Annotated in this window: 18 protein-coding genes; 10 read left to right on the top strand and 8 right to left on the bottom strand. The window is 55.8% G+C overall.

Annotated elements, in window-relative coordinates:
• Positions 1–197 precede the first annotated feature (197 nt).
• From sspA to L362_RS06935, 6 genes are all read left to right on the top strand, one after another.
• Complete coding sequence (gene sspA, locus L362_RS06910) at positions 198–836, top strand: stringent starvation protein SspA (RefSeq protein ID WP_008502830.1); 639 nt, start codon at positions 198–200, stop codon at positions 834–836.
• Positions 837–841: 5 nt separating this feature from the next.
• Complete coding sequence (gene sspB, locus L362_RS06915) at positions 842–1,339, top strand: ClpXP protease specificity-enhancing factor (protein ID WP_032638041.1); 498 nt, start codon at positions 842–844, stop codon at positions 1,337–1,339.
• 450 nt (positions 1,340–1,789) lie between these two features.
• Positions 1,790–2,467, top strand: a complete 678-nt coding sequence (locus tag L362_RS06920) for a DUF1120 domain-containing protein (RefSeq protein ID WP_008502828.1) — start codon at positions 1,790–1,792, stop codon at positions 2,465–2,467.
• A gap of 120 nt (positions 2,468–2,587) precedes the next feature.
• Positions 2,588–3,292, top strand: a complete 705-nt coding sequence (locus tag L362_RS06925; RefSeq protein ID WP_008502827.1) for a fimbria/pilus chaperone family protein — start codon at positions 2,588–2,590, stop codon at positions 3,290–3,292.
• Between the two features lie 15 nt (positions 3,293–3,307).
• Positions 3,308–5,722: a fimbrial biogenesis usher protein gene (locus L362_RS06930; protein WP_023344994.1), complete on the top strand. Its 2,415-nt coding sequence runs from the start codon at positions 3,308–3,310 to the stop codon at positions 5,720–5,722.
• Positions 5,719–6,279, top strand: coding sequence for a DUF1120 domain-containing protein (locus L362_RS06935; RefSeq protein WP_023294675.1), 561 nt, complete (start codon positions 5,719–5,721; stop codon positions 6,277–6,279). The genes L362_RS06930 and L362_RS06935 overlap by 4 nt, the downstream gene beginning before the upstream one ends.
• Positions 6,280–6,460: 181 nt before the next feature.
• Here the strand turns inward: L362_RS06935 and gltD are convergent, their stop codons facing one another.
• Together gltD and gltB are read right to left on the bottom strand one after the other, a co-directional pair.
• A complete protein-coding gene (gltD, locus tag L362_RS06940) occupies positions 6,461–7,879 on the bottom strand; it encodes a glutamate synthase subunit GltD (protein WP_021242274.1) in 1,419 nt (472 codons plus the stop codon).
• Positions 7,880–7,888: 9 nt separating this feature from the next.
• A complete protein-coding gene (gene gltB / locus L362_RS06945) occupies positions 7,889–12,349 on the bottom strand; it encodes a glutamate synthase large subunit (RefSeq protein ID WP_023326177.1) in 4,461 nt (1,486 codons plus the stop codon).
• Positions 12,350–13,036: 687 nt separating this feature from the next.
• Here gltB and L362_RS06950 point away from each other — a divergent pair.
• Positions 13,037–13,978 (top strand): tRNA modification radical SAM protein MnmL/YtqA, encoded by a 942-nt coding sequence (locus L362_RS06950; RefSeq protein WP_100245852.1) that lies wholly within the window; start codon positions 13,037–13,039, stop codon positions 13,976–13,978.
• Here the strand turns inward: L362_RS06950 and L362_RS06955 are convergent.
• Positions 13,958–15,460 (bottom strand): helicase HerA-like C-terminal domain-containing protein, encoded by a 1,503-nt coding sequence (locus tag L362_RS06955; protein WP_023344992.1) that lies wholly within the window; start codon positions 15,458–15,460, stop codon positions 13,958–13,960. The genes L362_RS06950 and L362_RS06955 overlap by 21 nt on opposite strands.
• A 137-nt stretch (positions 15,461–15,597) precedes the next feature.
• Here L362_RS06955 and L362_RS06960 point away from each other — a divergent pair, with 137 nt between their 5' ends.
• The gene (locus L362_RS06960) at positions 15,598–17,238 is read left to right on the top strand and encodes a dihydroxyacetone kinase subunit DhaK (protein WP_023344991.1); all 1,641 of its coding nucleotides are present in this window, start codon (positions 15,598–15,600) and stop codon (positions 17,236–17,238) included.
• A 43-nt stretch (positions 17,239–17,281) separates the two neighbouring features.
• On the opposite strand, the gene L362_RS06965 is transcribed toward L362_RS06960, so the two are convergent.
• The 5 genes from L362_RS06965 to pepA all read right to left on the bottom strand — a co-directional run bounded on the left by L362_RS06965 (position 17,282) and on the right by pepA (position 23,939).
• Positions 17,282–18,301, bottom strand: coding sequence for an NADPH-dependent aldehyde reductase Ahr (locus L362_RS06965; protein ID WP_021242270.1), 1,020 nt, complete (start codon positions 18,299–18,301; stop codon positions 17,282–17,284).
• Between the two features lie 83 nt (positions 18,302–18,384).
• Positions 18,385–18,888 (bottom strand): GNAT family N-acetyltransferase, encoded by a 504-nt coding sequence (locus tag L362_RS06970; protein WP_008502817.1) that lies wholly within the window; start codon positions 18,886–18,888, stop codon positions 18,385–18,387.
• Between the two features lie 123 nt (positions 18,889–19,011).
• Positions 19,012–21,867 carry a valine--tRNA ligase gene (locus L362_RS06975; RefSeq protein ID WP_023344990.1) on the bottom strand — a complete coding sequence of 952 codons (2,856 nt, stop codon included), beginning with the start codon at positions 21,865–21,867 and terminating at the stop codon, positions 19,012–19,014.
• Positions 21,867–22,310 (bottom strand): DNA polymerase III subunit chi, encoded by a 444-nt coding sequence (holC, locus tag L362_RS06980; protein WP_008502815.1) that lies wholly within the window; start codon positions 22,308–22,310, stop codon positions 21,867–21,869. Before holC ends, L362_RS06975 begins: the two co-directional genes overlap by 1 nt.
• A 117-nt stretch (positions 22,311–22,427) precedes the next feature.
• Complete coding sequence (gene pepA, locus L362_RS06985) at positions 22,428–23,939, bottom strand: leucyl aminopeptidase (protein ID WP_008501434.1); 1,512 nt, start codon at positions 23,937–23,939, stop codon at positions 22,428–22,430.
• A 266-nt stretch (positions 23,940–24,205) separates the two neighbouring features.
• Here pepA and lptF point away from each other — a divergent pair, with 266 nt between their 5' ends.
• Complete coding sequence (gene lptF, locus L362_RS06990; protein WP_023344989.1) at positions 24,206–25,306, top strand: LPS export ABC transporter permease LptF; 1,101 nt, start codon at positions 24,206–24,208, stop codon at positions 25,304–25,306.
• Entirely contained in the window at positions 25,306–26,388 is a 1,083-nt protein-coding gene (gene lptG, locus L362_RS06995) for an LPS export ABC transporter permease LptG (protein ID WP_008501437.1), read from the top strand. Before lptF ends, lptG begins: the two co-directional genes overlap by 1 nt.
• Positions 26,389–26,452: the final 64 nt, after the last annotated feature.

The raw sequence follows: 26,452 nt of genomic DNA, 5'->3' as shown, positions 1-26,452 counted from the left end.
ATTTCCAGAATCCCCTCACCACAAAGCCATCAAAATCTGGTAAACTATCATCCAATTTTCTGCCCAAATATCGGTGAATACTCGATTTTTGTTCGATTCTTGAACAATGTGTCTTCTCTGGGATGGGCGATACAACATCTGGCTGGCCCCTGTTGGGCTGGTAGCAGTAAAAATTCTGAATATACCTGGAGGTTTTCATGGCTGTCGCTGCCAACAAACGTTCGGTAATGACGCTGTTTTCTGGTCCTACTGACATTTATAGCCATCAGGTTCGTATCGTGCTGGCCGAGAAGGGTGTCAGTTTTGAGATCGAGCATGTGGAAAAGGATAACCCGCCTCAGGATCTGATCGATCTCAACCCGAGCCAAAGCGTACCGACGCTGGTGGATCGCGAGCTGACCCTGTGGGAATCCCGTATCATTATGGAATACCTGGATGAGCGTTTCCCGCATCCGCCGCTGATGCCTGTTTACCCTGTTGCGCGTGGTGAAAGCCGCCTGTACATGCAGCGTATCGAAAAAGACTGGTATTCGCTGATGAACGTGATCACCAGCGGATCCGCTGCGGAAGCCGACGCTGCGCGTAAGCAACTGCGTGAAGAGCTGCTGGCAATCGCCCCGGTGTTTGGTCAGAAACCCTTCTTCCTGAGCGATGAATTCAGCCTGGTGGATTGCTACCTGGCACCGCTGCTGTGGCGTCTGCCAATCCTGGGCGTAGAGTTCAGCGGTCCTGGCGCGAAAGAGCTGAAGGGCTACATGACTCGCGTCTTTGAGCGCGACTCTTTCCTGGCATCTTTAACTGAACCGGAACGTGAAATGCGTCTCGGCCGAGGCTAATGACTGTGGAAATGTCACAACTTACCCCACGCCGTCCGTATCTGCTGCGCGCCTTCTATGAATGGCTGCTGGATAACCAGCTCACGCCGCACCTGGTTGTGGATGTGACGTTGCCGGGCGTGCTGGTTCCAATGGAATACGCACGTGACGGACAGATCGTACTGAACATCGCCCCGCGTGCGGTGGGCAACCTGGAGCTGGCGAACGATGAGGTGCGCTTCAACGCGCGTTTCGGCGGCGTACCGCGCCAGGTTTCCGTACCGCTGGCTGCTGTGCTGGCTATCTACGCGCGTGAAAACGGTGCGGGTACCATGTTCGAGCCGGAAGCGGCATATGATGAAGACATTGCCAGCCTGAATGATGACAACGCATCTGATGAGCGTGAAAGCGACACGGTGATGTCAATTATCGATGGCGACAAACCCGATCATCAAGATGACAATGACCCTGATGACGATCCGCCTCCGCGCGGTGGTCGTCCAGCGCTACGCGTTGTGAAATAAATCCGCTTGCGCCGTTTGTAAAAAGCCAGTGATATCACTGGCTTTTTTTATTTCTGTATCAATCTACCGTTGTAATATTTTTAAATAAGCATTGTTTATATCTCTTGTTTCTTCATTGCTTGATTAATAATTAAATAGATTTATAAACCCCATGAATAAATGAGGTGTGAACTAATATCAAAACGATGAGAAAAGTAAAGAGGAATTCTGAGTAATATTATTTTTTTGATGTTGATCTCTTTTTTGATTGGGTAATTTCTTAATAAAATAAGGAAAAAATCATTTTGTGGTTATCCTTAATAGAATAGTTAATTTTGCTAAATTGCATGTATTTATAAAAACAATACTATGTGCACATGCTGACAAGCATGACGACAATCAGTAACTGGTAAAGGTATTTATCATTACTGGGTTAAATATTGCAATTACTCATATGTTAAGGATTAACAAGTGAAAAAAGTTTTACTCGCTACTGCGCTTTCTCTGTGTGTGACTTCAGCATTTGCTGCAGACCCTTCAGCTGTACTGAAGGTTAAAGGTACGCTGACGAATGCAGCATGTACGCCAGTATTAAGCAACGGCGGTACTGTTGACTACGGTACAATTAATTTGGGCAGTCTGAACGCTTCTGCTGTCAACCAGTTGGGACAGAAGAATATCGATCTGACCATTAACTGCACCGCAGCAACAAAAGTGTCCTGGAATATGGTTGACGATCGCGCTGATACTAACGCGGGTCTGACCGTAGAAAACGGTATGTTTGGTGGTGGTATTATTAAAGGCGCTAGCCAAACTTACGGTGTGGGCAAAACCGCGGGTGGCGTTAACATTGGCTCTTACGCTCTGCTAGTTAAAGTAGACAGCGTAACGGCTGATGGTGCTGCGGTAGATCCAATCTATCAGCAGAACGCGACGGGTACCTGGACCAAATCCACCAACGGTTCTTCTCAGGGCAGCCATATTCGTGACTTCACCGTTGCGTCTGCAGGTTCTCTGGATCCGCTGGCCTTCCAGACCGCGACCTTCCCGCTGGCAACTTCACTGGCTCTTCAGGACACCACAACTCTGGCGATTACGGACGATACTCAGCTTGACGGTCAGTTGACCATCAGCCTGCGTTATCTGTAAGACTTTATTGAGTAAAAGTAATTTTAAAATAATCCAGAGAGTGAATGTTCTGCATTTACTCTCTTTTTAACAGCACGATAAACATGGAATGTTCTGTTGGGCTATCAAGGAGATAATATTATGCAATGCATAAGGTCGAATATATTTAAAACACTTTTTACTGTCGCTTTATTTTCCGCCAATTTTGCGGTGCATGCAGAAGGTATGGTGCCAGAAACCAGCCTGCTAATTATTGATGAAGCCACACACAGCGGTACCATTAACGTAAAAAATACGGATTCACACCCATCCTTATTATATACGAACGTTGTAGACCTGCCGGACGACCAGGGGCTTAAGTTGATCGTCACGCAGCCTGTGGTTCGCCTTGAGCCGGGCCAAACGCAGCAGCTTCGTTTTATTTTGCAAAGCAAGCAGCCGCTGGATGTTGAGCATTTAAAACGCGTCACATTTGACGGTATTCCACCAAAAAATGACGATAAAAAAATTAAAATTGGCATTAATATTCGCCAGGATATTCCAGTGCTAATACGCCCGGCTACGCTGGGGGTCGTGACGGATGCGTGGAAATACCTCAAATGGTCTACGGTCGGATCTTCTGTAAAAGTAACCAACCCAAGTAAGTACGTTGTTCGTCTGGCACAAAAAGTCGTATTACAACCTTCAGGCGCAAACGCCACGCTTTCCAAAACTTACCTTCTGCCAGGTGAGACGATGACGGCTGCGTTGAACAAAACGAGCAGCGGTGACAGCCACGTTAAATTTTTCCCGGCCAGCCGTTATGGCATTGAAGTGCCGAGTTTTACCTCAGAATTAAATAAATAATATAGGGATCAAACGGTGAATAAAAAAAGCCGTATTGCACTTTGTGTCCGCGCAGTTCTCTGCGGCACCTTGCCTCTGATGATGTTTGACTCCGCCTCCGTACTCGCAAGGGAAGTGACGTTTGATACGGGGGTAATGAAAACGCTGGGGTTATCGAGCGACTTGAACCATTATTTCGCTGAAGCATCGCGTTTTCTGCCCGGAACCCATTCCGTGAACGTTAAAGTGAATGGTGAAGATCGCGGAATGGCCGCCGTCCGTTTCAATAAGGACGGCGTGCTGTGTTTTGATAACGATCTGCTTGATTTCGCAGGCCTCATGCCAGTCCCCCTGAAGGCAGGCGAGGCGTGCCACAACATCCGCGACGACTACCCGAAAGCGGTAATCAACGCGTTGCCAAACCAGGAAGCCGTTGAGTTGTATCTGCCGCCTGAAGCGGTAAACAGCCTGTCGTCGGATATCCGAAACTTCCAGCACGGCGGTGCCGCCGGGATGCTCAACTATTCGCTTTTCAGCACTCGTAACGAATATGGCGGTAGCGACAAAACCCGCTATTCGCAGGCCAATCTGGAAGCGGGTTTTAACGCATTTGACTGGTCGCTTCGCAGTAATTACATCCTGACGGATGACAATGGCAAGAAAAATGCTGACAGCATTTACACCTATGCAGAGCATGTTTTTGTCCCGCAGAAGTTAACCATGCAGGTCGGTGAAATTAATGCCATGTCTAATGTGCTGAGCGGCATACCCATTACCGGTATCCAGCTTTTGCCGACTAGCGGGCTGACAAAAGACGGCAGCGGCGTCAGCGTGTCAGGCATTGCCCGTTCCTCCCAGGCTCGCGTGGAGATTCGCCAGAACAATCAGCTGATCTTCAGTACGCTCGTGCCCGCGGGACCATTTACGCTGGATGACGTGCCGGTTGCGCGTAACAACGTCGATTTAGACGTTTCCGTCGTAGAGTCGGACGGCTCCACGAATCACTTTATTGTTCCTGCTGCCGCTGTGAAGCAGCGAAATCTTTCTCGCCCGCAGGGGCTTACCGTGTCTGCCGGTCAGGTACGCAGCATCGATAGCGACTACAGCGATCCGCTGGTGATGAACGTTTCCGACGGCTGGCGCATTTTCCCGTGGATGAACCTTCTGGCCTCCGGTACTGCCGCTCAAGATTACCAGGCTGCTGGCGGTCGTACCGATTTTCTTATCAGCGATCTTTGGTCTGTTTCCACGACGGTTGCGGCAAGCAAAGAGTCTTTTGGTGACAGCAACAGTGGACTTAAAACCGAGCTAGGAAGCGATCTTACGCTTTCCTCCCATGTATCGCTTTCCACCAGCGCGACGCACTACAGCGGCGGCTACCGTGAGATGGCAGAAGCGATGGACGATGACTATCAGGGGTACGATAACGCCTACTCCGGCAGCATACGTTTCTCATCCGGTCTGGCAGGCGTTTTCTCAGCAGGCTTCAACTATAACCAGAGCAGCGGGAACTCTGAGGATTCCCGCTATCTGCTTCTGTCGTGGGGTAAGACATTTAAATATGCCAGCGTTACCGCCAACTGGCAAAGCGCTGTGGGCAACGTCGATGACGACCAGGATGATGAAATGCTGTACATCAACGTCAGCATTCCGCTGAGTCCGGGGCAGTCTGTCAGCACTTACATGCGCAAGCAGGGCGACAATACCACTTACGGTGTGGCCAACAGCGGTTCGCTGGGCGAAAACACACACTACTATATCGCCGCCGATCGTGACCAGTCGTCCAGCGATAATAGCTTCAACGGTAACCTTAACACCAACCTGCATTATACCCAGCTGAGCGTGGGTGGTGGCAGCAACGGTGATCACCAGCGTAACTATAACGCCACCCTGGCGGGCGGCATCGCTATGCACAAAAATGGCGTGACGTTCTCGCCGTATGCGATTCGCGATACCTTTGCGATTGCCAGACTGAGCGAGAAGAAAAGCGGGGTAGAAATCGCTACGCCACAGGGTACGGTCTGGACCGATGCCTGGGGACAGGCGGTTGTACCTTCGCTAAACGAGTGGCGCAATTCGCGTATAGAAGTGGATGCCAACAAGCTGCCGCAGAATATGACGCTGGCAAACGGCACCCGATATATCGCCGCAGGTCACGCTTCAGTCAGCGAGCTTGACTTCAAGGTGCTGAACAGCCGACGTGTGATGCTGCGTATGAAGCAAACCGATGGTCAGCCGCTGAGAAAAGGGCTGGCAATCGTGGATGAGAAGGGCAACTACATTGTGACGGTCGTTGATGATGGTCATGTCTTTATCAACGATGCGGATCAGTTACCGGCGCTGTACGCCATGGACGCCAACAACAATCGTTTGTGCAAACTCGATTTCGCTCTTCCTGAGAAACGCAATGAAGACGCCTTCTATGAAGAAGTAAACGGAGTATGCCGATGAATTATCAACAAACAGTAGGATTAACAGCGCTGGGGATACTTTTCTTCGTGGCGACTGCAAATGCGGAAGATTGCCAAATATCGCTTTCGCAGCCGGTGGTGGATTACCATGAAATGCGTCGAGATAATATCGATAAAACCCAGCAGAACTGGCACAAAATGGCGGACCGTACCCTCAACGTTAATGTTTACTGTCCGCAGCCGCAGCAAATGGCGGTGTTGTTACAGGGGACGGCAGGCGATAAAGGGCGCTTCACATTCGGCCAGTCTGGCGGGATGGCGGTTAAAATCGATGATATGACCATCGATGGTAAAAATTACACCGTCGGCAAAACGGTCGATCAGCTCGGTTTTACTCCGCAAAGCGGCACACCTTCGCCGTTTTATGTGCGTAATAATGAAGCGGTTATTGCGGTTGATAATAATCAGGTGCCTTCAGGCCAGCAGATGAATTTCCGGGTCACGCTATCACCTGTGCTGGATGACAATGCGTTTAGCCGCATCACCGATCAAACCGTACTGGAAAGTGACTTAACCTGGACTCTGCTGACGAGGTAGCATTTCGGGGAGTAAAAAATAGCTCTTCATTATTTCTATCGCCAATGAAATGCCTGTTTTTTTCTTGCAGCTGACTCAAGCATTGATAGGCTGGCAAGCTTCATGCTGAAATATCTGAAATTTTTTTGATTACGCTGTAGGTAACAAAGGGAATAAACCGGGAGGTTTATTCCCTTTTTTCTTACACTTCCAGGTAGTTCAGTATCCCGTCAGCCGCTTTGCGCCCTTCGGCAATCGCCGTCACCACCAGGTCGGAACCGCGAACGATATCGCCACCGGCGAAGATTTTCGGGTTGCTGGTCTGGAAGGCATTATCGCTGCCTTCTGGCGCAATAATACGGCCCTGCGAGTCCAGCTCAACGCTGTGCTTCGCCAGCCATTCCATGCTGTGAGGGCGGAAACCGAACGCCATCACCACGGCGTCGGCCGGGATCACGTGTTCAGAACCGGCCACGATCTCGGCGCGACGACGGCCTTTTGCATCCGGTGCGCCCATCTCAGTGCGCGCCATCTTCACGCCGCTCACTTTACCGTTGGCATTCACTTCAATACCCAGAGGCTGGATGTTGAACTGGAATTCCACGCCCTCTTCACGTGCGTTTTTCACTTCACGCTTAGAGCCCGGCATGTTCTCTTCGTCACGACGGTAAGCACAGATAACGTGCGCCGCATTCTGACGAATGGAGGTTCGCACGCAGTCCATCGCGGTATCACCGCCGCCCAGCACCACCACGCGTTTGCCTTCCATGCTGACGAACGGCTCATCGGCGGTTTCACCATAACCCATAATCTGCTTGGTGTTGGCAATCAGGAACGGCAGCGCGTCATAAACGCCCGGCGCGTCTTCGTTTTCCAGACCACCGCGCATGGACTGATAGGTACCCACGCCCAGGAACACGGCGTCGTAATCCTTCAGCAGATCGTCGAGCTGTACGTCGCGGCCCACTTCTGTGTTCAGTTTGAACTCAATGCCCATGCCGGTGAAGATTTCACGGCGACGGGTCATGACCTCTTTTTCCAGCTTAAAGGCCGGGATACCAAAGGTCAGCAGGCCACCAATCTCCGGATGGCGGTCAAAGACCACCGCCTTCACGCCGTTGCGGGTCAGCACGTCCGCACAGGCCAGGCCCGCCGGGCCCGCGCCGATGATCGCCACGCGCTTGTCGGTTTGCTTCACGCCGGTCATGTCCGGACGCCAGCCCATCTCGAACGCTTTATCGTTGATATAGCGCTCGATGTTGCCGATGGTCACCGCGCCAAACTCGTCGTTCAGCGTACAGGAACCTTCGCACAGACGATCCTGAGGGCACACTCGGCCGCACACTTCCGGCAGGGTGTTGGTCTGGTGAGATAGCTCGGCGGCTTCAAAAATACGTCCTTCGTTGGCCAGCTTCAGCCAGTTCGGGATGTAGTTGTGTACCGGACATTTCCATTCGCAGTAAGGGTTACCGCAGGACAGGCAGCGGTCTGCCTGTGCTTTGGCCTGGCCTTCTGAAAACGGCTCGTAGATTTCAACAAATTCAATTTTGCGGATCTTCAGCGGTTTCTTTGGCGGATCAACACGCTGCAGGTCGATAAACTGGTATACGTTCTGGCTCATCTGAATTCCTTACTGCGCCTGCACGCGCAGCTCTGCTGCGCTACGACTACGGTGACCCAACAGGGCTTTAACATCGCTGGACTTCGGCTTAACCAGCGCGAATTTCGCAGAGAACGCCGGCCAGTTCGCCAGGATCTCTTCGCCGCGCGAAGAACCGGTATGCTGCACGTGTTCGGTAATCAAACCGCGCAGGTGTTCTTCGTGAATGGCCAGCGTGTCAACGTCCAGCACTTCTACCAGTTCAGGGTTCACGCGTTTACGGAACTCACCGTCTTCATCCAGGACGTAGGCAAAACCGCCCGTCATGCCTGCGCCGAAGTTCACGCCGGTTTTACCCAGAACGCAAACAATCCCGCCCGTCATGTATTCACAACCGTTATCGCCAATGCCTTCCACCACGGTGATAGCACCGGAGTTACGCACCGCAAAACGCTCGCCCGCACGGCCCGCGGCAAACAGACGACCGCCGGTTGCGCCGTACAGGCAGGTGTTACCGATAATGCTGGCTTCATGGCTGCGGAAGGCTGAGCCGACCGGAGGACGTACCGCCAGAAGACCGCCCGCCATGCCTTTACCGACGTAGTCGTTGGCATCGCCGGTCAGGTACAGCTCAACGCCGCCTGCGTTCCACACGCCGAAGCTCTGACCCGCAGTACCGCTGAAGTGTGCGGTAATCGGATCGGCTGCCAGCCCCTGGTCACCGTGCGTCTGCGCGATGTAGCCGGAGAGGGAGGCACCCACGGAACGGTCGGTGTTGCGGATATCAAACCAGAACGTTTTGCTCTGCTTGTCGTCCACATACGGTTTCGCCTGCTGCAGCAGCTGCGCGTTCAGCACGCCGTTGTCGAACGGCGGGTTGTTCTCGGTGCAGTAGACCGCTTTGCCAGGATGCGGCTGCGCGGTTTCCAGCAGCTTAGACAGCTCCAGCTTCTGCTGCTTGGCGGTGAAGCCTTCCAGCTCTTTCAGCAGGTCGGTACGGCCAATCAGGTCTACCAGGCGCTTCACGCCCAGCTGCGCCATCAGCTCGCGGGTTTCACGGGCGATGAACTCAAAGTAGTTGGTCACTTTGAACGGCAGGCCGTGATAGTGATTCTTACGCAGCTTCTCGTCCTGGGTTGCAACACCAGTTGCGCAGTTGTTCAGGTGGCAAATACGCAGGTATTTACAGCCCAGCGCCACCATTGGGCCGGTACCGAAGCCGAAGCTTTCCGCACCCAGAATCGCCGCCTTGATGATGTCGAGGCCGGTTTTCAGGCCACCGTCCACCTGCAGACGGATCTTGTGACGCAGACCGTTAGCGACCAGCGCCTGCTGGGTTTCCACCAGGCCAAGTTCCCACGGGCAGCCCGCATATTTCACGGAGGAGAGCGGGCTTGCGCCGGTACCGCCGTCATAACCGGCGATGGTGATAAGGTCCGCATAGGCCTTCGCCACGCCGGTGGCAATGGTGCCGACGCCCGGTTCGGAAACCAGCTTCACGGAGATCATCGCTTTCGGGTTGACCTGCTTCAGGTCGAAAATCAGCTGCGCCAGGTCCTCGATAGAGTAGATATCGTGGTGCGGCGGCGGGGAGATCAGCGTCACGCCCGGTACCGAGTAGCGCAGTTTGGCGATGTACGGGGTAACTTTATCACCCGGCAGCTGACCGCCTTCGCCCGGTTTCGCACCCTGAGCGACTTTAATCTGAATCACGTCGGCGTTGACCAGGTACGCTGGCGTCACGCCAAAGCGGCCGGATGCCACCTGCTTGATACGGGACACTTTGTTGGTGCCGTAACGGGCAGGATCTTCACCGCCTTCGCCGGAGTTAGAGTTGCCGCCGATGCTGTTCATGGCTTCCGCCAGCGCCTCGTGGGCTTCCGGGCTCAGCGCGCCGATGGACATCGCCGCGGTATCGAAGCGTTTGAACAGTTCGGATGCCGGTTCGACTTCGTCAATGCTGACCGCTTCATCACCCGGATTCAGGGCAATGAGGTCGCGCAGCGTCGCCGCCGGACGGTTGTTCACCAGCTCAGCGTACTGCTGATAATCACGGTATTCGCCGCTCTGAACCGCCTGCTGCAGCGTGCGCACCACGTCAGGGTTGTAGGCATGATACTCGCCGCCGTGAACGTATTTCAGCAGACCGCCCTGATCCAGCGGCTTACGTGCCAGCCAGGCGCGCTTGGACAGGTTCACCAGATCCTGCTGGAAGTCAGCAAAACCGGCGCCGCCGATGCGGCTGACCACGCCCTGGAAGCAAAGGTTGGCGACCTCATCGTGCAGGCCGACCGCTTCAAACAGCTTCGAGCAGCGGTAGGAGGCAATGGTCGAGATGCCCATTTTGGACATGATCTTGTACAGACCTTTGTTGATGCCGTTACGGTAGTTCAGCATCACCGCGCGGTAATCTTTGTCGATCGCGCGAGTATCCACCAGACGGGCCAGCGTTTCATAGGCCAGGTACGGGTAGATCGCTGTCGCACCAAAGCCTAACAGCACGGCAAAGTGGTGCGGGTCGCGCGCGCTGGCGGTTTCAACAATGATGTTGGCGTCGCAGCGCAGGCTCTTATCCACCAGACGCGTCTGGATAGCGCCCACCGCCATTGGTGCAGGCACCGGCAGACGGTTTTTCGCGATGTTGCGGTCGGACAATACCAGCAGCACGGTACCGTTACGCACCATCTGTTCGGCTTTGTCGCACAGCGCATTCACCGTCTCTTCGAGGCTCGCGTCGTTCACGTCGAAGGTAATATCGAGCGTGTCGGCGCGATAGTGCTCCTCTTTCATGGTGGTGAGCTGTTTGAAATCGGAGTACAGCAGGATCGGCGATTTAAAGGTCAGACGGTGCGCCTGGCCTTCGGCCTCGCAGAAGACGTTCATCTCGCGACCGATGCTGGTGGCCAGCGACATCACGTGGGCTTCACGCAGCGGATCGATTGGCGGGTTGGTGACCTGCGCAAACTGCTGGCGGAAGTAGTCGTAAATGATGCGCGGCTGGCTGGAGAGCACGGCAAACGGGGTATCGTCACCCATCGAGCCGACCGCTTCCTGGCCGTTTTCACCGAGCACGCGGATGACGGAGTCCAGCTCTTCCGCGCTGTAATTAAACTGCTTCTGGTAGCTCGCGAGGGTGTCATCGTCCAGCTCGCGGCTGCCCACTTCTTCATCCGACAGATCTTCAAACGGCACCAGACGACGCACGTTTTTCTCCATCCACTCTTTGTAGGGGTGGCGGCTCTTCAGATCGTTGTCGGTTTCGGCGGAGTGCAGGATGCGTCCACTGCGGGTGTCGATCACCATCAGCTCGCCCGGACCGACGCGGCCTTTCTCGACCACTTCGTCAGGCTGGTAATCCCAGATGCCGACTTCAGAGGCGCAGGTGATGAGCTTATCTTTGGTGATGACGTAGCGCGCCGGACGCAGACCGTTACGGTCCAGGTTACAGGCAGCGAAACGACCGTCGGACATGACGATGCCCGCCGGGCCGTCCCACGGCTCCATGTGCATGGAGTTAAAGTCGAAGAACGCGCGCAGCTCAGGGTCCATATCCGGGTTGTTCTGCCAGGCCGGCGGCACGAGCAGACGCATGGCGCGCACGATATCCATCCCGCCCGCCAGCAGCAGTTCCAGCATGTTATCCATCGAGCTGGAGTCCGAGCCGGTTTCGTTCACGAACGGCGCGGCATCATGCAGGTCAGGGATCAATGGCGTCTGGAACTTGTAAGTACGGGCGCGGGCCCACTGGCGGTTACCGGTAATAGTGTTGATCTCGCCGTTGTGCGCCAGGTAGCGGAACGGCTGCGCCAGCGGCCAGCGTGGAACGGTGTTGGTGGAGAATCGCTGGTGGAACAGGCAAATGGCCGATTCCAGACGCAGGTCCGCCAGGTCCAGGTAGAAGCGCGGCAGGTCAGCCGGCATACACAGACCTTTATAGATGTTTACCAGATTAGAGAGGCTACAGACGTAGAACTCTTTATCGTCCTGGAGACGTTTTTCAATGCGGCGGCGGGCAATAAACAGACGGCGTTCCATATCACGCGGACGCCAGCCCGCAGGCGCGTTGACGAAAATCTGTTCAATACGAGGCAGCGAGGAGAGGGCGATTTCACCGAGCACCCCTTCGTTGGTTGGCACATCGCGCCAGCCGACAATCGACAGGGTTTCACGCTGAAGTTCTTCTTCGACGATGCGGCGTGAGGCGGCAGCCTTTTCAGGATCCTGGTTCAGGAACAGCATGCCGACAGCGTAGTTTTTGGCTAAACGCCAGCCGCGCTCTTCCGCCACGATGCGGAAGAAACGATCCGGTTTTTGCAGCAGCAGGCCGCAACCGTCGCCAGTTTTACCATCGGCAAGAATGGCGCCACGGTGCTGCATACGGGCCAGTGCGTGAATAGCGGTACGCACCACCTTGTGGCTAGGTTCGCCTTCTATGTGGGCGATCAGGCCGAAACCACAGTTATCCTTCTCAAGGGATTTATCGTACAACATATCAGTGAACCTCCCCAGGCTCGTCGGGCTTCCCACTGAACTTTACCGTGGCGCACAGGCACAGAAAGAGCATGGCGACGGGGTTTGCGTTTCATACGCGGACCTCGCATTCGCCCTCTTTTTCATCCTTTCGCGCAGGTAAACAAGTTTGAGGACTTGCTTCAGAGGGAATCTCAATTACTGCATAAATATGATGAGCAGGCCGCTCATCCAGAAAGCTTCCAGCGGATTTCCAACTTATCGGGAATTGGTACACAGGTCAAATGGCAATCTTATTTATACAAAAATGTGCTAAAGAGAGTTTATCTACCTGTATTTAAAGGCTATTTAACTAATTTTACATTGATAGAATGCCCTGAAAGAGCGCAGCGGAGTGTGATCTGACTCACTATATGAAAGCGGTATTATCCATGTAGCGTGCTGAATAGCGGTTTTATAGCAGAACAATAATCTGGCATTGGCCGCAAACCCGCATAAACACACTGTTTTTCAGTGATGGCGCTATAAATGAAAAAAACAATCAGAACATAAGGAAAAGTAATCACATGCGGCGTGAATGAAATTGCAGTAATCCTGAGTATTTATTCATATAGATAAAGGCCGTCCAGGGCGATTGATCCAGGTCATCGCCGACAGAGGCTAAAAATGGCAGGCTTGTCCCCTTTCTCCGGGACGGTCTATCAGATTATGCAGTTACAGAAATTAGTCAATATGTTTGGTGGGGATCTTTTGCAGCGCTACGGGCAAAAGGTTCATAAGCTGACGCTGCACGGCGGGTTTAGCTGCCCGAATCGCGACGGCACCATCGGGCGCGGAGGCTGCACCTTCTGTAACGTCGCGTCGTTTGCCGATGAAGCACAGCAACATAACTCTATCGCTGAACAGCTTGCTCATCAGGCCAGCCTGGTGAACCGTGCGAAGCAGTATCTGGCCTATTTTCAGGCTTACACCAGCACGTGGGCGGAGGTGCAGGTATTGCGATCGATGTATCAGCAGGCCGTCAGCCAGGCCAACATCGTTGGGCTGTGCGTGGGAACCCGCCCGGACTGCGTACCGGACGCGGTGCTGGACCTGCTCAGCGAGTACAAAGAACAAGGCTACGAGATCTGGCTGGAGCTGGGCTTGCAAACCGCACATGACAAAACGCTGCACCGTATCAACCGTGGCCATGATTTCGCCTGCTACCAGCGCACCACGCGGCTGGCACGCGAGCGCGGGCTGAAGGTCTGTTCACATCTGATTGTCGGTCTGCCCGGTGAAGGTCAACAGCATGGCCTTGAAACCTTGGAAAAAGTCGTTGAAACCGGCGTGGACGGCATCAAGCTTCATCCGCTGCATATCGTGAAGGGCAGCATTATGGCGAAAGCCTGGGAGGCCGGGCGGTTAAGCGGTATCGAGCTTGAGGACTATACGGTGACGGCGGGGGAGATGATTCGCCACACGCCAGCGGAGATTGTCTACCACCGCATCTCGGCCAGCGCCCGCCGTCCAACGCTTCTGGCACCGCTGTGGTGTGAGAACCGCTGGACGGGGATGGTGGAAATTGACCGCTACCTGCAGGAGAACGGCGTACAGGGTTCGGCGCTGGGCCGCCCGTGGGTTCCTCGTCTAGCGGCGACGGCCGCCTAACAAACTCCCCAGCATGCCGCGCACGATCTGATTGGTGACCTGTCGCGCGGCGCTTTTCGCCATGGTCTGCACTACGCCGTCGCGTTTGCCGCCGCGCGGCCCGGTGCTGCCGAACAGGATGTCTTTGAGTCCACCAAGAATGCCGTCATCCACGGCGACAGACTGCCCTTTAGCGGCAGGCGCATCCTGCGATTCCGTTGTCGCCTGGACTCCTTTTTGCAGCATCTCGAAAGCAGATTCGCGATCCACCTCGTCTTCGTACTTCCCGTAAACCGGTGAGTGGTTAATCAGTCCGTTGCGTTCATCGTCGGTCACCGGCCCCATGCGCGAGCAAGGCGCAATGACCATGGCGCGTTCCACTACGGACGGGCTGCCCTTCGCATCCAGGAACGAGATCAGCGCTTCACCGGTGCCCAGCGCCTGAATGGCGGCTTCGGTATCAAAGGCCGGATTGGCGCGCATGGTTTGCGCGGCGGCTTTTACCGCTTTTTGATCTTTCGGCGTGAAGGCGCGCAGGGCGTGCTGTACGCGGTTACCGAGTTGTCCCAGTACGTTATCGGGGATATCCGACGGGTTTTGCGAGACAAACCAGACGCCGACGCCTTTGGAGCGGATCAGGCGGATAACCTGCTCGATCTTGTCCAGCAGCACCTGCGGTGCATCGTTAAACAGCAGGTGCGCTTCATCAAAGAAGAACACCAGCTTCGGCTTCTCAAGGTCGCCCGCCTCTGGCAGCTGTTCGTAAAGTTCAGAGAGCATCCACAGCAGGCTGGCGGCGTAGAGTTTCGGCATCTGGTAGAGCTTCTCGGAGCTCAGGATGTTAATAATCCCTTTGCCGCTGCTGTCGGTGCGCATCCAGTCTTTGATCTCCAGCATCGGCTCGCCGAAGAAGTGCTCGGCACCCTGTTGCTCCAGCGTCAGTAGGCCACGCTGAATTGCGCCCACCGAGGCGCTGCTGATGTTGCCGTACTGGTTCTGGAAGGATTTGGCGTTATCGCCGATGTACTGCGTAATGGCGCGCAGATCTTTGAAATCAAGCAGCAGTAGCCCCTGGTCATCGGCAATGCGGAAGATAATATTCAGCACGCCGGACTGCACGTCGTTGAGGTTAAGCAAACGGGCCAGCAGCAAGGGACCGAGATCGGAGACGGTGGCGCGTACCGGGTGGCCTTTTTCACCGAAGATGTCCCACACCACCACCGGGTTACCGTGGGGCGTCCAGTCCGTGATGCCAATATTCTTCAGCCGTTCGAGCAGTTTTTCAGAGGCCGTCCCTTCCTGAGCCACACCGGTTAAATCGCCTTTTACGTCAGCCATAAAGACCGGTACGCCAATCTCCGAAAGCGACTCCGCCAGCTTTTGCAGGGTGACGGTTTTCCCCGTCCCGGTCGCGCCGGTGATCAGACCGTGGCGGTTCGCCATCGCGGGCAGTAAATAGAGCTCTTTTTCCAGCGTCCGGGCAATTAACAATGGTGTACTCATGATGCGCTTCCTCTCGTAGTCCTGGGTGGAGTATAGGCAACCTGACGGTAAAACGGCTGAGTAAATTGCTGACTTTGCGGCGCATTATCCAGCGCGGACTATGCTTTTGCATACGGTTCACAAAATAGTGGGAAACTATGTCCAGATTCTTCTTTAACGATCGCAAACAGCTGGTCAACGAGGCCATTGAAGGCATACTGCTCTCTGCGCCACATGCCAATCTCGTCAAGCTTGATATCGATCCGGCCATCAGGATCGTCGCGCGCGGCGACTGGGATAAAAGCCGCGTGGCGGTAATTTCCGGCGGCGGCTCAGGCCATGAACCCGCACACGCCGGGTTTGTTGGGAAAGGGATGCTGACGGCGGCTGTATGCGGCGATCTGTTTGCCTCGCCGAGCGTGGATGCTGTACTGAATGCCATCGTCGCGGTCACGGGCGATCGCGGCTGTCTGCTGATCGTCAAAAACTACACCGGCGACCGCCTGAACTTCGGTCTGGCGGCCGAAAAGGCCAAGCGCTACGGCCTGAAGGTGGAGATGGTGATTGTGGCGGACGATATCGCGCTGCCGGATAACAAGCAGCCGCGCGGTATTGCCGGTACGGCACTGGTGCACAAGATTGCGGGCTATGCGGCGGAGCAGGGGAAATCGCTGAGCGAGGTGCGGGATATTGCGCAACAGGCCTGCGATAACCTCTGGAGCCTGGGCGTGGCGATGCAAACGTGCAACCTGCCGGGCAGCGACGATGAAGAGGGGCGGATTAAACAAGGCCATGTCGAGCTGGGCCTGGGCATTCACGGCGAGCCCGGGGCTTCCGTGGTGGATACGCAAAACAGCAAAGCCATTATCGACACCCTGGTGACGCCGTTACGCGCGCAGGCGGGGGAGGGGCGTTTTGCGGTGCTGATTAACAATCTTGGCGGCGTATCGGCGCTGGAGATGGCGCTGCTGACCAAAGAGCTGGCGCACTCGGCGCTGAAAGAGAATATCGCGTACCTGATTGGCCCTGCGCCGCTGGTCAGCGCGCTGGATATGAAAGGCTTTTCTCTGACGCTGCTGAAGCTCAACGATTTCTTTGAAAAGGCGATTCACGCCGACGTCGAGACGCTGGGCTGGCAGAAGCCCGTCGCGTTTGCGCCACTGCGCACCGTGGCGCATAGCGCCATTCATGACCGTGTGGAGTACACTCCGTCTGACAATCCACAGGTGCGTGCGTTTGTCTCCTCCGTGACGACAACGCTGCTCCAGCTCGAAAACCGCCTGAACGCGCTGGATGCTAAAGTGGGGGATGGCGATACCGGCTCTACCTTTGCGCAAGGGGCGCGGGATATTGCGCAGCGCCTGGAGGAGAACGCGCTCCCGCTTAATGACGTGCCTAAGCTGCTGTTACTGGTTGGCGAGCGGCTGGCTACGGTAATGGGCGGGTCGAGCGGCGTGCTGATGTCGATCTTCTTCACCGCGGCCGGGCAAAAGCTTCACGATGGTCAGACGCTCCCGGAGGCCTTGCTCAGTGGACTTACGCAGATGAAGCAGTACGGCGGAGCGGATCTTGGCGATCGCACGCTGATCGATGCGCTGCAACCAGCGCTGGAGGCGTTACAGAAAGGCAATATTCAGGCGGCAGCGCAGGCCGCGCAGCAGGGCGCAGAAGCAACGGCAAAAATGGCGAAAGCCGGCGCGGGACGCTCGTCGTATGTCAATAAAGAGAACCTGGATGGGGTGATGGATCCGGGAGCGGTCGCGGTAGCGGAAGTATTTAACGTATTGGCGCAGCAGTGAAAGTAGGCCGGGTAAGGCGAAGCCGCCACCCGGCAAACTCACATCAGAAATCTGCTTTCAGCACCACGCGGTAGCGGGCTTTGCCGTCGCGCACGTGCTGGATCGCTTCGTTGATTTTTGACATCGGATACAGTTCGGTGGTCGGCGCCACTTTGGTGCGTCCGGCGAATTTCATCAGTTTGCGCAGCTCGTACGGCGTACCGGTTGCAGAACCGGAGATGCTGCGATCCCCGCCGATCAGGGTAAACGCCGGAACCGGCAGCGGCTTCATCACCGCCCCCACGGTGTGGAAGTTACCGCCGTAGGCCAGCGCTTCAAAGTACGGCTGCCAGTCGAGATCCACGTTAACGGTGTTGATGATCAGGTCAAACTGGCCCGCCAGCGCGTTCAGCGCCTGCGGATCGCGGCTGTTCACCACTTTATCCGCCCCCATCGCCAGCACTTCTTTCTCTTTCGCCGGGTTCGAGCTGAACGCCGTGACTTCACAGCCCATCGCGTGCAGCAGCTTAATGGCAATATGCCCCAGGCCGCCGATACCGATGACGCCGACGCGGCTGGTGGCGGTGATATGGTGCATCAGCAGCGGCTTGAAGACGGTGATGCCGCCACACAGCAGCGGACCGGCGGATTCGATATCAATGCTGTCCGGCAGCGGGATAACCCATTGCCAGTCGGCGCGCAGTTTATCGGCAAAACCACCTTTGTTGAGAATGGTGGGAACAGCGCCTTCGAGGCAGTTGATTTGATTGCCGCTGATACAGGCATCGCAGTGACCACAGCTGCGTGCCGTCCAGCCAATGCCCACGCGCTGGCCCACTTTGAGCCCTTTGTCCTGCGCGGCGCTACCGAGCGCCACGACGCGACCAATAACTTCGTGCCCGGCAACCAGCGGATAGCTGGAGAAGCCCCATTCGTTGTCGATCATCGAGAGATCCGAGTGGCAGATCCCGCAGTAATCAACCTGTACTTCGACGTCTTCTGCTTTTAGTTCGCCCGCATCGTACTCGTACAGCTCAAGTTCTGCACCCGCCTGCGGTGCGGCGTAGCTTTTTATCTTCGACATCGTGTTTCCCCCGTTGTGGTGTGAACTGAGAGTGTAGAGCATTCAGTTTACAGCCGCTTAACAGAAGAGGGCAGGAACGAAAGTTACAGACTTTTCAGCATTCTGACTTCGCAATCAACGTGGCCGGTACAGCCCAGCGGCGCATCGATATGCTCAAAGCCCAGATGTTCATACAGGCCGATGGCCTCTTTGAGGAAGGCGGTCGTTTCAAGGTAGCAGCGGGTAAAACCCTGCTTGCGCGCGTGGTCCAGCGCCATCAGCGCCAGCTTTTTTGCCAGTCCTTGTCCGCGTGCCGTTGGCAGGAAATACATTTTCTGCAGTTCGCAGATATCCGGCTCGCTGCAGCTGAGGGGCGCCACGCCGCCGCCGCCCACGACCTGACCGTTCTGCTCGATGACCCAGTAGGCATGACCAGGCTGGCTGTAGAGCTGGAAAAGCGCGTCCAGATTCGGGTCGGCAACCGTGTAGCCCTTGTCAGCCGTCAGTCCATATTCGGCAGAAACGGTGCGAATAACGGCGGCGATAGCCGGGTTATCCTGCTCAGCGATCCGGCGCATCGTCGTCGCGACGGGGGTAATCACGCTCATAGCATTACTCATTACAAAAATTGACACATAACTGCTGTTAATAGCACCGCAGAAAGGGGAGTGCAAGCGAGGAGTTTTCAGGAAGGTTACCCCTTACGCCCTGAAGCGTAAGGGGTAAAAGCATTACAGGGCAGCGATAACCGCCTGCTGCTCAATCAGCTTGGTCTTCGCATCGGCGAAGGCAACCAGACGCTCACGCTCTTTCGCGATGACCGCTTCCGGCGCGCGGGCAACAAAGCCTTCGTTCGCCAGCTTGCTTTCGATTTTGCCAATTTCCACGTCGACTTTCGCCACTTCTTTCGCCAGACGAGCCAGCTCAGCGTCTTTGTCGATCAGACCCGCCATCGGGATCAGCAGCTCGGCACCGTCGATGATTTTGGTCACGGAAACCGGACCTTTGTCATCAGCAGGCAGCACGGTGATGCTTTCCAGACGCGCCATGGTTTTCAGGAAGGTGTTGTTCTCGGTGACGCGACGAACGGCCGCTTCGCTACAGCCGCGCAGCAGCAGCTCCAGCGGTTTGCCCGGCGCGATGTTCATTTCAGCACGAATGTTACGTACCGCCACGATCGCCTGCTTCAGCCACTCGGTATCCGCAGACGCCGCTTCATCAACCTTAGCCGCATCGAATGCCGGGAACGGCTGCAGCATGATGGTGTCGGCGTTGATGCCTGCAATCACCTTCACGCGCTGCCAGATGGTCTCGGTGATGAATGGAATAACCGGATGCGCCAGGCGCAGCAGGCCTTCCAGAACGGTAATCAGCGTGTTGCGCGTGCCGCGCAGTTCCGCCTCAGTGCCGCCGTTCATGACCGGCTTCGCCAGCTCCAGATACCAGTCACAGAACTGGTTCCAGGTGAATTCATACAGAATGCCCGCCGCGATATCGAAGCGGTAGCTGTCCAGCGCCTCGCGGAACGCTTTCACGGTCTGGTTGAATTCCGCCAGGATCCAGCGGTCGGCCAGGGAGAGGGTCATCTCGCCGCCGTTGAAGCCGCAATCCTGATCTTCGGTGTTCATCAGCACGAAGCGGCTGGCGTTCCACAGCTTGTTACAGAAGTTACGGTAACCTTCCAGACGCTTCATGTCCCAGTTGATGTCACGGCCGGTCGAGGCCAGCGCTGCCAGGGTGAAGCGCAGGGCGTCGGTACCGTGAGCCTCAATCCCGTTCGGGAACTGCTTCTCGGTGCGCTTGCGGATTTTCTCCGCCAGCTGCGGCTGCATCATGTTGCCGGTGCGTTTTTCCAGCAGCTCTTCCAGAGAAATACCGTCAACCATATCCAGCGGGTCAATGACGTTACCCTTGGATTTGGACATCTTCTGGCCTTCGTCGTCGCGGATCAGACCGGTCATGTAGACGGTATGGAATGGAACCTGCGGCTTGCCGTCTTCATCTTTGATGAAGTGCATGGTCATCATGATCATGCGGGCGATCCAGAAGAAGATAATGTCGAAGCCGGACACCATCACGCTGGTTGGGTGGAACTGACGCAGCGCGTCGGTGTTTTCTGGCCAGCCGAGGGTGGAGAAGGTCCACAGCGCGGAGGAGAACCAGGTATCCAGCACGTCTTCGTCCTGACGCAGGGCAACGTCAGCGCTCAGGTTGTTTTCCTGGCGCACTTCATCTTCGCTGCGGCCAACGTACACGTTGCCTTCGTTGTCGTACCATGCCGGGATACGGTGGCCCCACCACAGCTGACGGGAGATACACCAGTCCTGAATATCGCGCATCCAGGAGAAGTACATGTTTTCGTACTGCTTCGGCACGAACTGAATGCTGCCGTTTTCAACCGCTTCCACAGCCGGTTTCGCCAGCACGTCGGCACGCACGTACCACTGGTCGGTCAGCATTGGCTCGATAACCACGCCGCCACGGTCGCCGTACGGCACGGTCAGGTCGTGAGGTTTGATCTCTTCCAGCAGGCCCAGTCCGTCAACGGCAGCCACAATCGCTTTACGCGCGGCAAAGCGTTCCAGCTTCTGGAACTCGGCCGGGATGTCGCTGGAATAGACGTCGGATTCGTTGCCTTTGGTGTCGTACACTTCTGCGCTTTCGCGGATATCGCCGTCGAAGGTCAGAATGTTGATCATCGGCAGGGCGTGACGACGACCCACTTCATAGTCGTTGAAGTCGTGCGCCGGGGTGATTTTCACGCAGCCGGTGCCTTTTTCCATGTCGGCGTGTTCGTCGCCCACAATCGGAATACGGCGGTTTACCAGCGGCAGCACCACGAATTTGCCAATCAGATCTTTATAACGCGGATCTTCCGGGTTAACGGCCACGCCGGTATCGCCCAGCAGGGTTTCCGGACGGGTGGTCGCGACCACCAGGTAATCTTTACCGTCAGCGGTTTTTGCGCCGTCGGCCAGCGGATAGCGGATGTGCCACATGGAGCCTTTAGACTCGCGGTTTTCCACTTCCAGATCGGAAATCGCGGTGCGCAGTTTTGGATCCCAGTTAACCAGGCGCTTGCCGCGGTAAATCAGGTCTTCTTTATACAGGCGAACGAAGACTTCTTTCACGGCGTTGGAAAGGCCTTCATCCATGGTGAAGCGCTCGCGCTCCCAGTCCACGGAGTTGCCGAGACGGCGCATCTGACGGGTAATGGTGCCGCCAGATTCCGCTTTCCACTGCCAGATTTTGTCGATGAACGCGTCGCGACCGTAGTCGTGGCGGGTTTTCCCTTCTTCAGCGGCAATTTTACGCTCAACCACCATCTGGGTCGCGATACCCGCGTGGTCAGTCCCCGCCTGCCACAGGGTGTTTTTGCCCTGCATGCGCTGGTAGCGGATCATGGTGTCCATGATGGTCTGCTGGAAAGCATGACCCATATGCAAACTGCCGGTGACGTTCGGCGGCGGGATCATGATGCAGAAGGACTCTTTGCTTTCGTCGCCGTTAGGCTTGAAATAGCCCTGCTGTTCCCAGTGCTCGTAAAGCGGCTGTTCGATATCGCGTGGGTTATATGTCTTTTCCATTATTTCCAGGTTGCCGTATTCAGGTTAAAACCAGCCAGGCGGTACGCTTTATAGCGTTCGCGCGCCAGTTGTTTCAAGGATTCTTCGTAAGGGACAAAGTCTACCACTTCTGTGAAAGCGGTGGCAAAATCTGCAAAATCTATCCGCAGGCTAATCAGAATGTCGCGCGCGCTGCTGTTGCGCTTTTGCGGCCAGGCAATTTCCACCGGCGCCCCGCCGCGTGGCCCTTCGCCTGACAGGTTATGCGGAACAAAGCTCTCAGGCGGGCGGGCCCACAGCGCTTCATCGAGACGAATCGCCTGCTGCTCATCTTCACAGGCTATCAACACGCGTTTGCCTGCGCGCCAACGTTCTGCGGCAATTTCACACACCAGCTGTTCGACGGCGCTGAGTCCATCCTGATGGGTGTCGTTGTCCAGAAGGTAGAACGTTGCATTCTTCATATATGGGGCTTCTTGTCGTGGATTTAAATGCAAAGCCGGGTGGCGCTTCGCTTACCCGGCCTACGGTTGAGTGGCGTGTAGGCCGGGTAAGGCGAAGCCGCCACCCGGCACTTTGTATCACTCGTCGCCGTTAAAACCCGCACGATTGAGCAGGAACTGCGACAGCAGCGCCACCGGACGACCGGTTGCGCCTTTGGCCTTACCGGAGCGCCATGCGGTGCCCGCGATATCCAGGTGCGCCCAGTTGTACTTGCGGGTAAAGCGCGCCAGGAAGCATCCCGCGGTGATTGCCCCGCCAGGACGTCCGCCAATGTTCGCCATATCCGCGAAGTTAGACTCCAACTGCTCCTGATATTCATCACCCAGCGGCAGACGCCATGCGCGGTCACCGGCCTGCTCCGAGGCGCTAATCAGCTCGTGCGCCAGCGGATTATGGTTAGACATCAGGCCGGTAATGTGGTGGCCAAGGGCAATCACGCAGGCACCGGTGAGGGTGGCGACGTCAATGACCGCTTCTGGCTCGAAGCGCTCAACGTAGGTCAACACGTCACAGAGTACCAGACGGCCTTCGGCGTCGGTGTTCAGCACTTCTACCGTCTGGCCGGACATGGTGGTCAGGACGTCACCCGGGCGATACGCGCGACCGCCGGGCATGTTTTCGCAGCCCGCCAGGACCCCGATCACGTTGATCGGCAGCTGAAGTTCCGCGACCATGCGCATCACGCCGTAAACCGCCGCCGCGCCGCACATGTCGTATTTCATCTCATCCATGCCTTCGGCAGGCTTGATGGAGATACCGCCGGAATCGAAGGTCAGGCCTTTACCGACCAGCACGACAGGGCGCGCGTCTTCGGCCGGGTTGCCCTTGTACTCGATAACCGACATCAGGGATTCGTTCTGAGAGCCGTTACCCACCGCCAGGTAAGAGTGCATTCCCAGCTCTTTCATCTGCTGTTCGCCGATGACGCGGGTAATCACGTTTTTGCTGTAGGCGTCGGCCAGCTGGCGCGCCTGAGAGGCGAGGTAAGCGGCGTTACAGATGTTCGGCGGCATGTTGCCGAGATCTTTTGCCGCTTTAATACCGGCGGCAATCGCCAGACCGTGCTGGATCGCGCGCTCGCCGCTGGTCAGCTCGCGACGGGTTGGCACGTTAAAGACCATTTTACGCAGCGGACGACGCGGCTCGCTTTTATTGGTCTTCAGCTGATCGAAGCTGTACAGACTCTCTTTTGCCGTTTCGACTGCCTGACGCACTTTCCAGTACGTGTTACGCCCTTTAACGTGCAGCTCGGTCAGGAAGCAGACGGCTTCCATTGAACCGGTATCATTCAGCGTATTGATGGTTTTCTGAATCACCTGCTTGTACTGACGTTCATCCAGCTCGCGTTCTTTGCCGCAGCCAATCAGCAGAATGCGCTCTGACAGTACGTTCGGAACATGGTGCAGTAACAGCGTCTGCCCAGGTTTGCCTTCCAGTTCGCCACGGCGCAGCAGGGCGCTAATATAGCCGTCACTGATTTTATCGAGTTGTTCGGCGATCGGGGAGAGTCGGCGTGGTTCAAAGACGCCCACAACGATGCAGGCACTCCGCTGTTTCTCCGGGCTACCGCTTTTTACACTGAACTCCATGCACTACGCTCCTGAATCTTAAAGACAACGGCGGCGGCTACGGATAGAATTGAAACCTTTCGTAACTCATGTCCGCTGTTGTGGTGACTTCGTGTTAATCTTACGTTACTACGGTTTCGACACGTCAGAAAAAGTCCTGAAGCGTGAATCCGCCGGATGTTTTAATCTTAGCGATGATTTCGACGACTCAAGAGAATAAATGACGTTTAAGCCATGAAACAAGCGATTTTCCAGCAAAGAGACGGGTTTTTACGGGCGTATTTAAAGTGATAATCATAAGATATCTGGTGCGGGAGACGCTCAAAAGCCAACTGGCGATCCTCTTCATCCTGCTGCTGATTTTTTTCTGTCAGAAGCTGGTTAAGATCCTCGGTGCGGCCGTTGACGGCGAAATTCCAACAAATCTGGTGCTTTCCCTGCTTGGTTTAGGGATCCCGGAAATGGCGCAGCTTATCCTGCCGCTAAGTCTTTTCCTTGGCCTGCTCATGACGCTTGGGAAACTCTACACCGAGAGTGAAATCACGGTGATGCATGCCTGTGGCCTGAGCAAAGCGGTGCTGGTCAAAGCCGCCATGATACTGGCGCTGTTCACGGGTATCGTTGCGGCGGTGAATGTGATGTGGGCGGGTCCTCTGTCTTCTCGCCATCAGGACGAAGTGCTGGCCGAAGCGAAAGCCAACCCCGGCATGGCGGCGTTAGCCCAGGGACAGTTCCAGCAGGCAACCGACGGAAACTCCGTGCTGTTTATTGAGAGCGTTGACGGCAGCAAATTCAACGATGTCTTCCTGGCGCAGCTGCGTCCTAAAGGTAACGCGCGTCCTTCTGTGGTGGTTGCCGACTCCGGTCAGCTTGCTCAGCGCAAAGATGGTTCTCAGGTTGTGACGCTGAACAAAGGCACCCGTTTCGAAGGCACCGCGATGCTGCGTGACTTCCGCATTACGGATTTCCAGAACTATCAGGCCATTATCGGCCATCAGACCGTGGCGCTCGATCCAACGGATACCGAGCAAATGGACATGCGTACCCTCTGGAATACCGATACCAACCGAGCGCGTGCTGAGTTCCACTGGCGTGTTACGCTCGTCTTCACCGTGTTTATGATGGCGCTGATTGTCGTTCCGCTGAGCGTGGTGAACCCGCGTCAGGGACGCGTGCTCTCTATGCTGCCAGCGATGCTGCTTTACCTGATCTATTTCCTGCTGCAAACCTCGATTCGTTCCAACGGCGCGAAGGGTAAGCTGGACCCTATGGTCTGGACATGGTTCGTTAACAGCCTGTACATCTTACTGGCGCTGGGGTTAAACCTGTGGGATACGGTGCCTGTGCGCCGCATACGTGCCCGATTCTCGCGTAAAGGAGCCATCTAATGCAGGCGTTTGGCGTTCTTGATCGCTATATCGGTAAAACCATTTTTACCACCATCATGATGACGTTGTTCATGCTGGTGTCCCTCTCCGGCATTATCAAATTTGTCGATCAGCTGAAAAAAGCCGGGCAGGGGAGCTATGACGCGCTGGGCGCGGGGATGTATACCCTGCTCAGCGTGCCGAAAGATGTGCAGATCTTCTTCCCGATGGCGGCCCTGCTGGGGGCGCTGCTGGGGCTGGGGATGCTGGCGCAGCGCAGTGAGCTGGTCGTTATGCAGGCTTCGGGTTTTACCCGTATGCAGGTCGCGCTGTCGGTAATGAAAACCGCCATCCCCCTGGTGCTGTTGACCATGGCGATTGGCGAGTGGGTCGCGCCGCAGGGCGAACAGATGGCGCGTAACTACCGTGCTCAGGCGATGTACGGCGGCTCACTGCTCTCGACTCAGCAAGGTTTATGGGCGAAAGACGGTAAAAACTTCGTCTACATCGAACGGGTGAAGGGGAATGATGAACTGGGCGGAGTGAGCATCTACGCTTTCGATGACCAGCGCCGTCTGCAGTCCGTTCGCCACGCCTCTTCGGCGAAGTTTGACGCCGAACATAAGCAGTGGCGGTTGTCCCAGGTTGATGAATCTGACCTGACCGATCCGAAACAGATTACGGGTTCTCAGACGGTAACCGGTACGTGGAAAACCAACCTGACGCCCGATAAGCTCGGCGTCGTGGCGCTGGATCCTGACGCGCTCTCCATCAGCGGTTTACACAACTATGTGAAATACCTGAAGTCGAGCGGACAGGATGCGGGACGCTATCAGCTCAACATGTGGAGCAAAATCTTCCAGCCGATGTCCGTGGCGGTAATGATGCTGATGGCGCTGTCGTTTATCTTCGGTCCGTTGCGCAGCGTGCCGATGGGGGTCCGCGTCGTGACCGGCATCAGCTTCGGCTTTGTGTTCTACGTGCTCGATCAGATCTTCGGTCCGCTGACGCTGGTTTATGGCATTCCGCCGATTATCGGTGCGCTGCTGCCAAGCGCCAGCTTCCTCCTGATCAGTCTCTGGCTGCTGTTGAAACGCTCCTGATTGACCTCTCCTCGCTTCCGGTTACCCGGGAGCGAGGCTAATCTCCTGTTTCACCCCGCACTTT

The organism is Enterobacter sp. MGH 16 (genome assembly GCF_000493175.1).
Taxonomy (GTDB): Bacteria; Pseudomonadota; Gammaproteobacteria; order Enterobacterales; family Enterobacteriaceae; genus Enterobacter; species Enterobacter roggenkampii.
The sequence above is the reverse complement of the archived record's forward strand: the minus strand, read 5'-3'. Positions and strand labels throughout refer to the sequence as shown.

Excerpts from the sequence above, each read along its gene's own strand:
- pepA (WP_008501434.1), bottom strand. The coding sequence starts at position 23,939 with ATGGAGTTCAGTGTAAAAAGCGGTAGCCCGGAGAAACAGCGGAGTGCC.
- lptG (WP_008501437.1), top strand. The coding sequence starts at position 25,306 with ATGCAGGCGTTTGGCGTTCTTGATCGCTATATCGGTAAAACCATTTTT.
- L362_RS06965 (WP_021242270.1), bottom strand. The coding sequence starts at position 18,301 with ATGTCGAAGATAAAAAGCTACGCCGCACCGCAGGCGGGTGCAGAACTT.
- L362_RS06960 (WP_023344991.1), top strand. The coding sequence starts at position 15,598 with ATGTCCAGATTCTTCTTTAACGATCGCAAACAGCTGGTCAACGAGGCC.
- L362_RS06935 (WP_023294675.1), top strand. The coding sequence starts at position 5,719 with ATGAATTATCAACAAACAGTAGGATTAACAGCGCTGGGGATACTTTTC.
- L362_RS06950 (WP_100245852.1), top strand. The coding sequence starts at position 13,037 with ATGCAGTTACAGAAATTAGTCAATATGTTTGGTGGGGATCTTTTGCAG.
- L362_RS06955 (WP_023344992.1), bottom strand. The coding sequence starts at position 15,460 with ATGAGTACACCATTGTTAATTGCCCGGACGCTGGAAAAAGAGCTCTAT.
- L362_RS06970 (WP_008502817.1), bottom strand. The coding sequence starts at position 18,888 with ATGAGCGTGATTACCCCCGTCGCGACGACGATGCGCCGGATCGCTGAG.
- gltB (WP_023326177.1), bottom strand. The coding sequence starts at position 12,349 with ATGTTGTACGATAAATCCCTTGAGAAGGATAACTGTGGTTTCGGCCTG.
- sspA (WP_008502830.1), top strand. The coding sequence starts at position 198 with ATGGCTGTCGCTGCCAACAAACGTTCGGTAATGACGCTGTTTTCTGGT.
- gltD (WP_021242274.1), bottom strand. The coding sequence starts at position 7,879 with ATGAGCCAGAACGTATACCAGTTTATCGACCTGCAGCGTGTTGATCCG.
- L362_RS06925 (WP_008502827.1), top strand. The coding sequence starts at position 2,588 with ATGCAATGCATAAGGTCGAATATATTTAAAACACTTTTTACTGTCGCT.
- L362_RS06975 (WP_023344990.1), bottom strand. The coding sequence starts at position 21,867 with ATGGAAAAGACATATAACCCACGCGATATCGAACAGCCGCTTTACGAG.
- holC (WP_008502815.1), bottom strand. The coding sequence starts at position 22,310 with ATGAAGAATGCAACGTTCTACCTTCTGGACAACGACACCCATCAGGAT.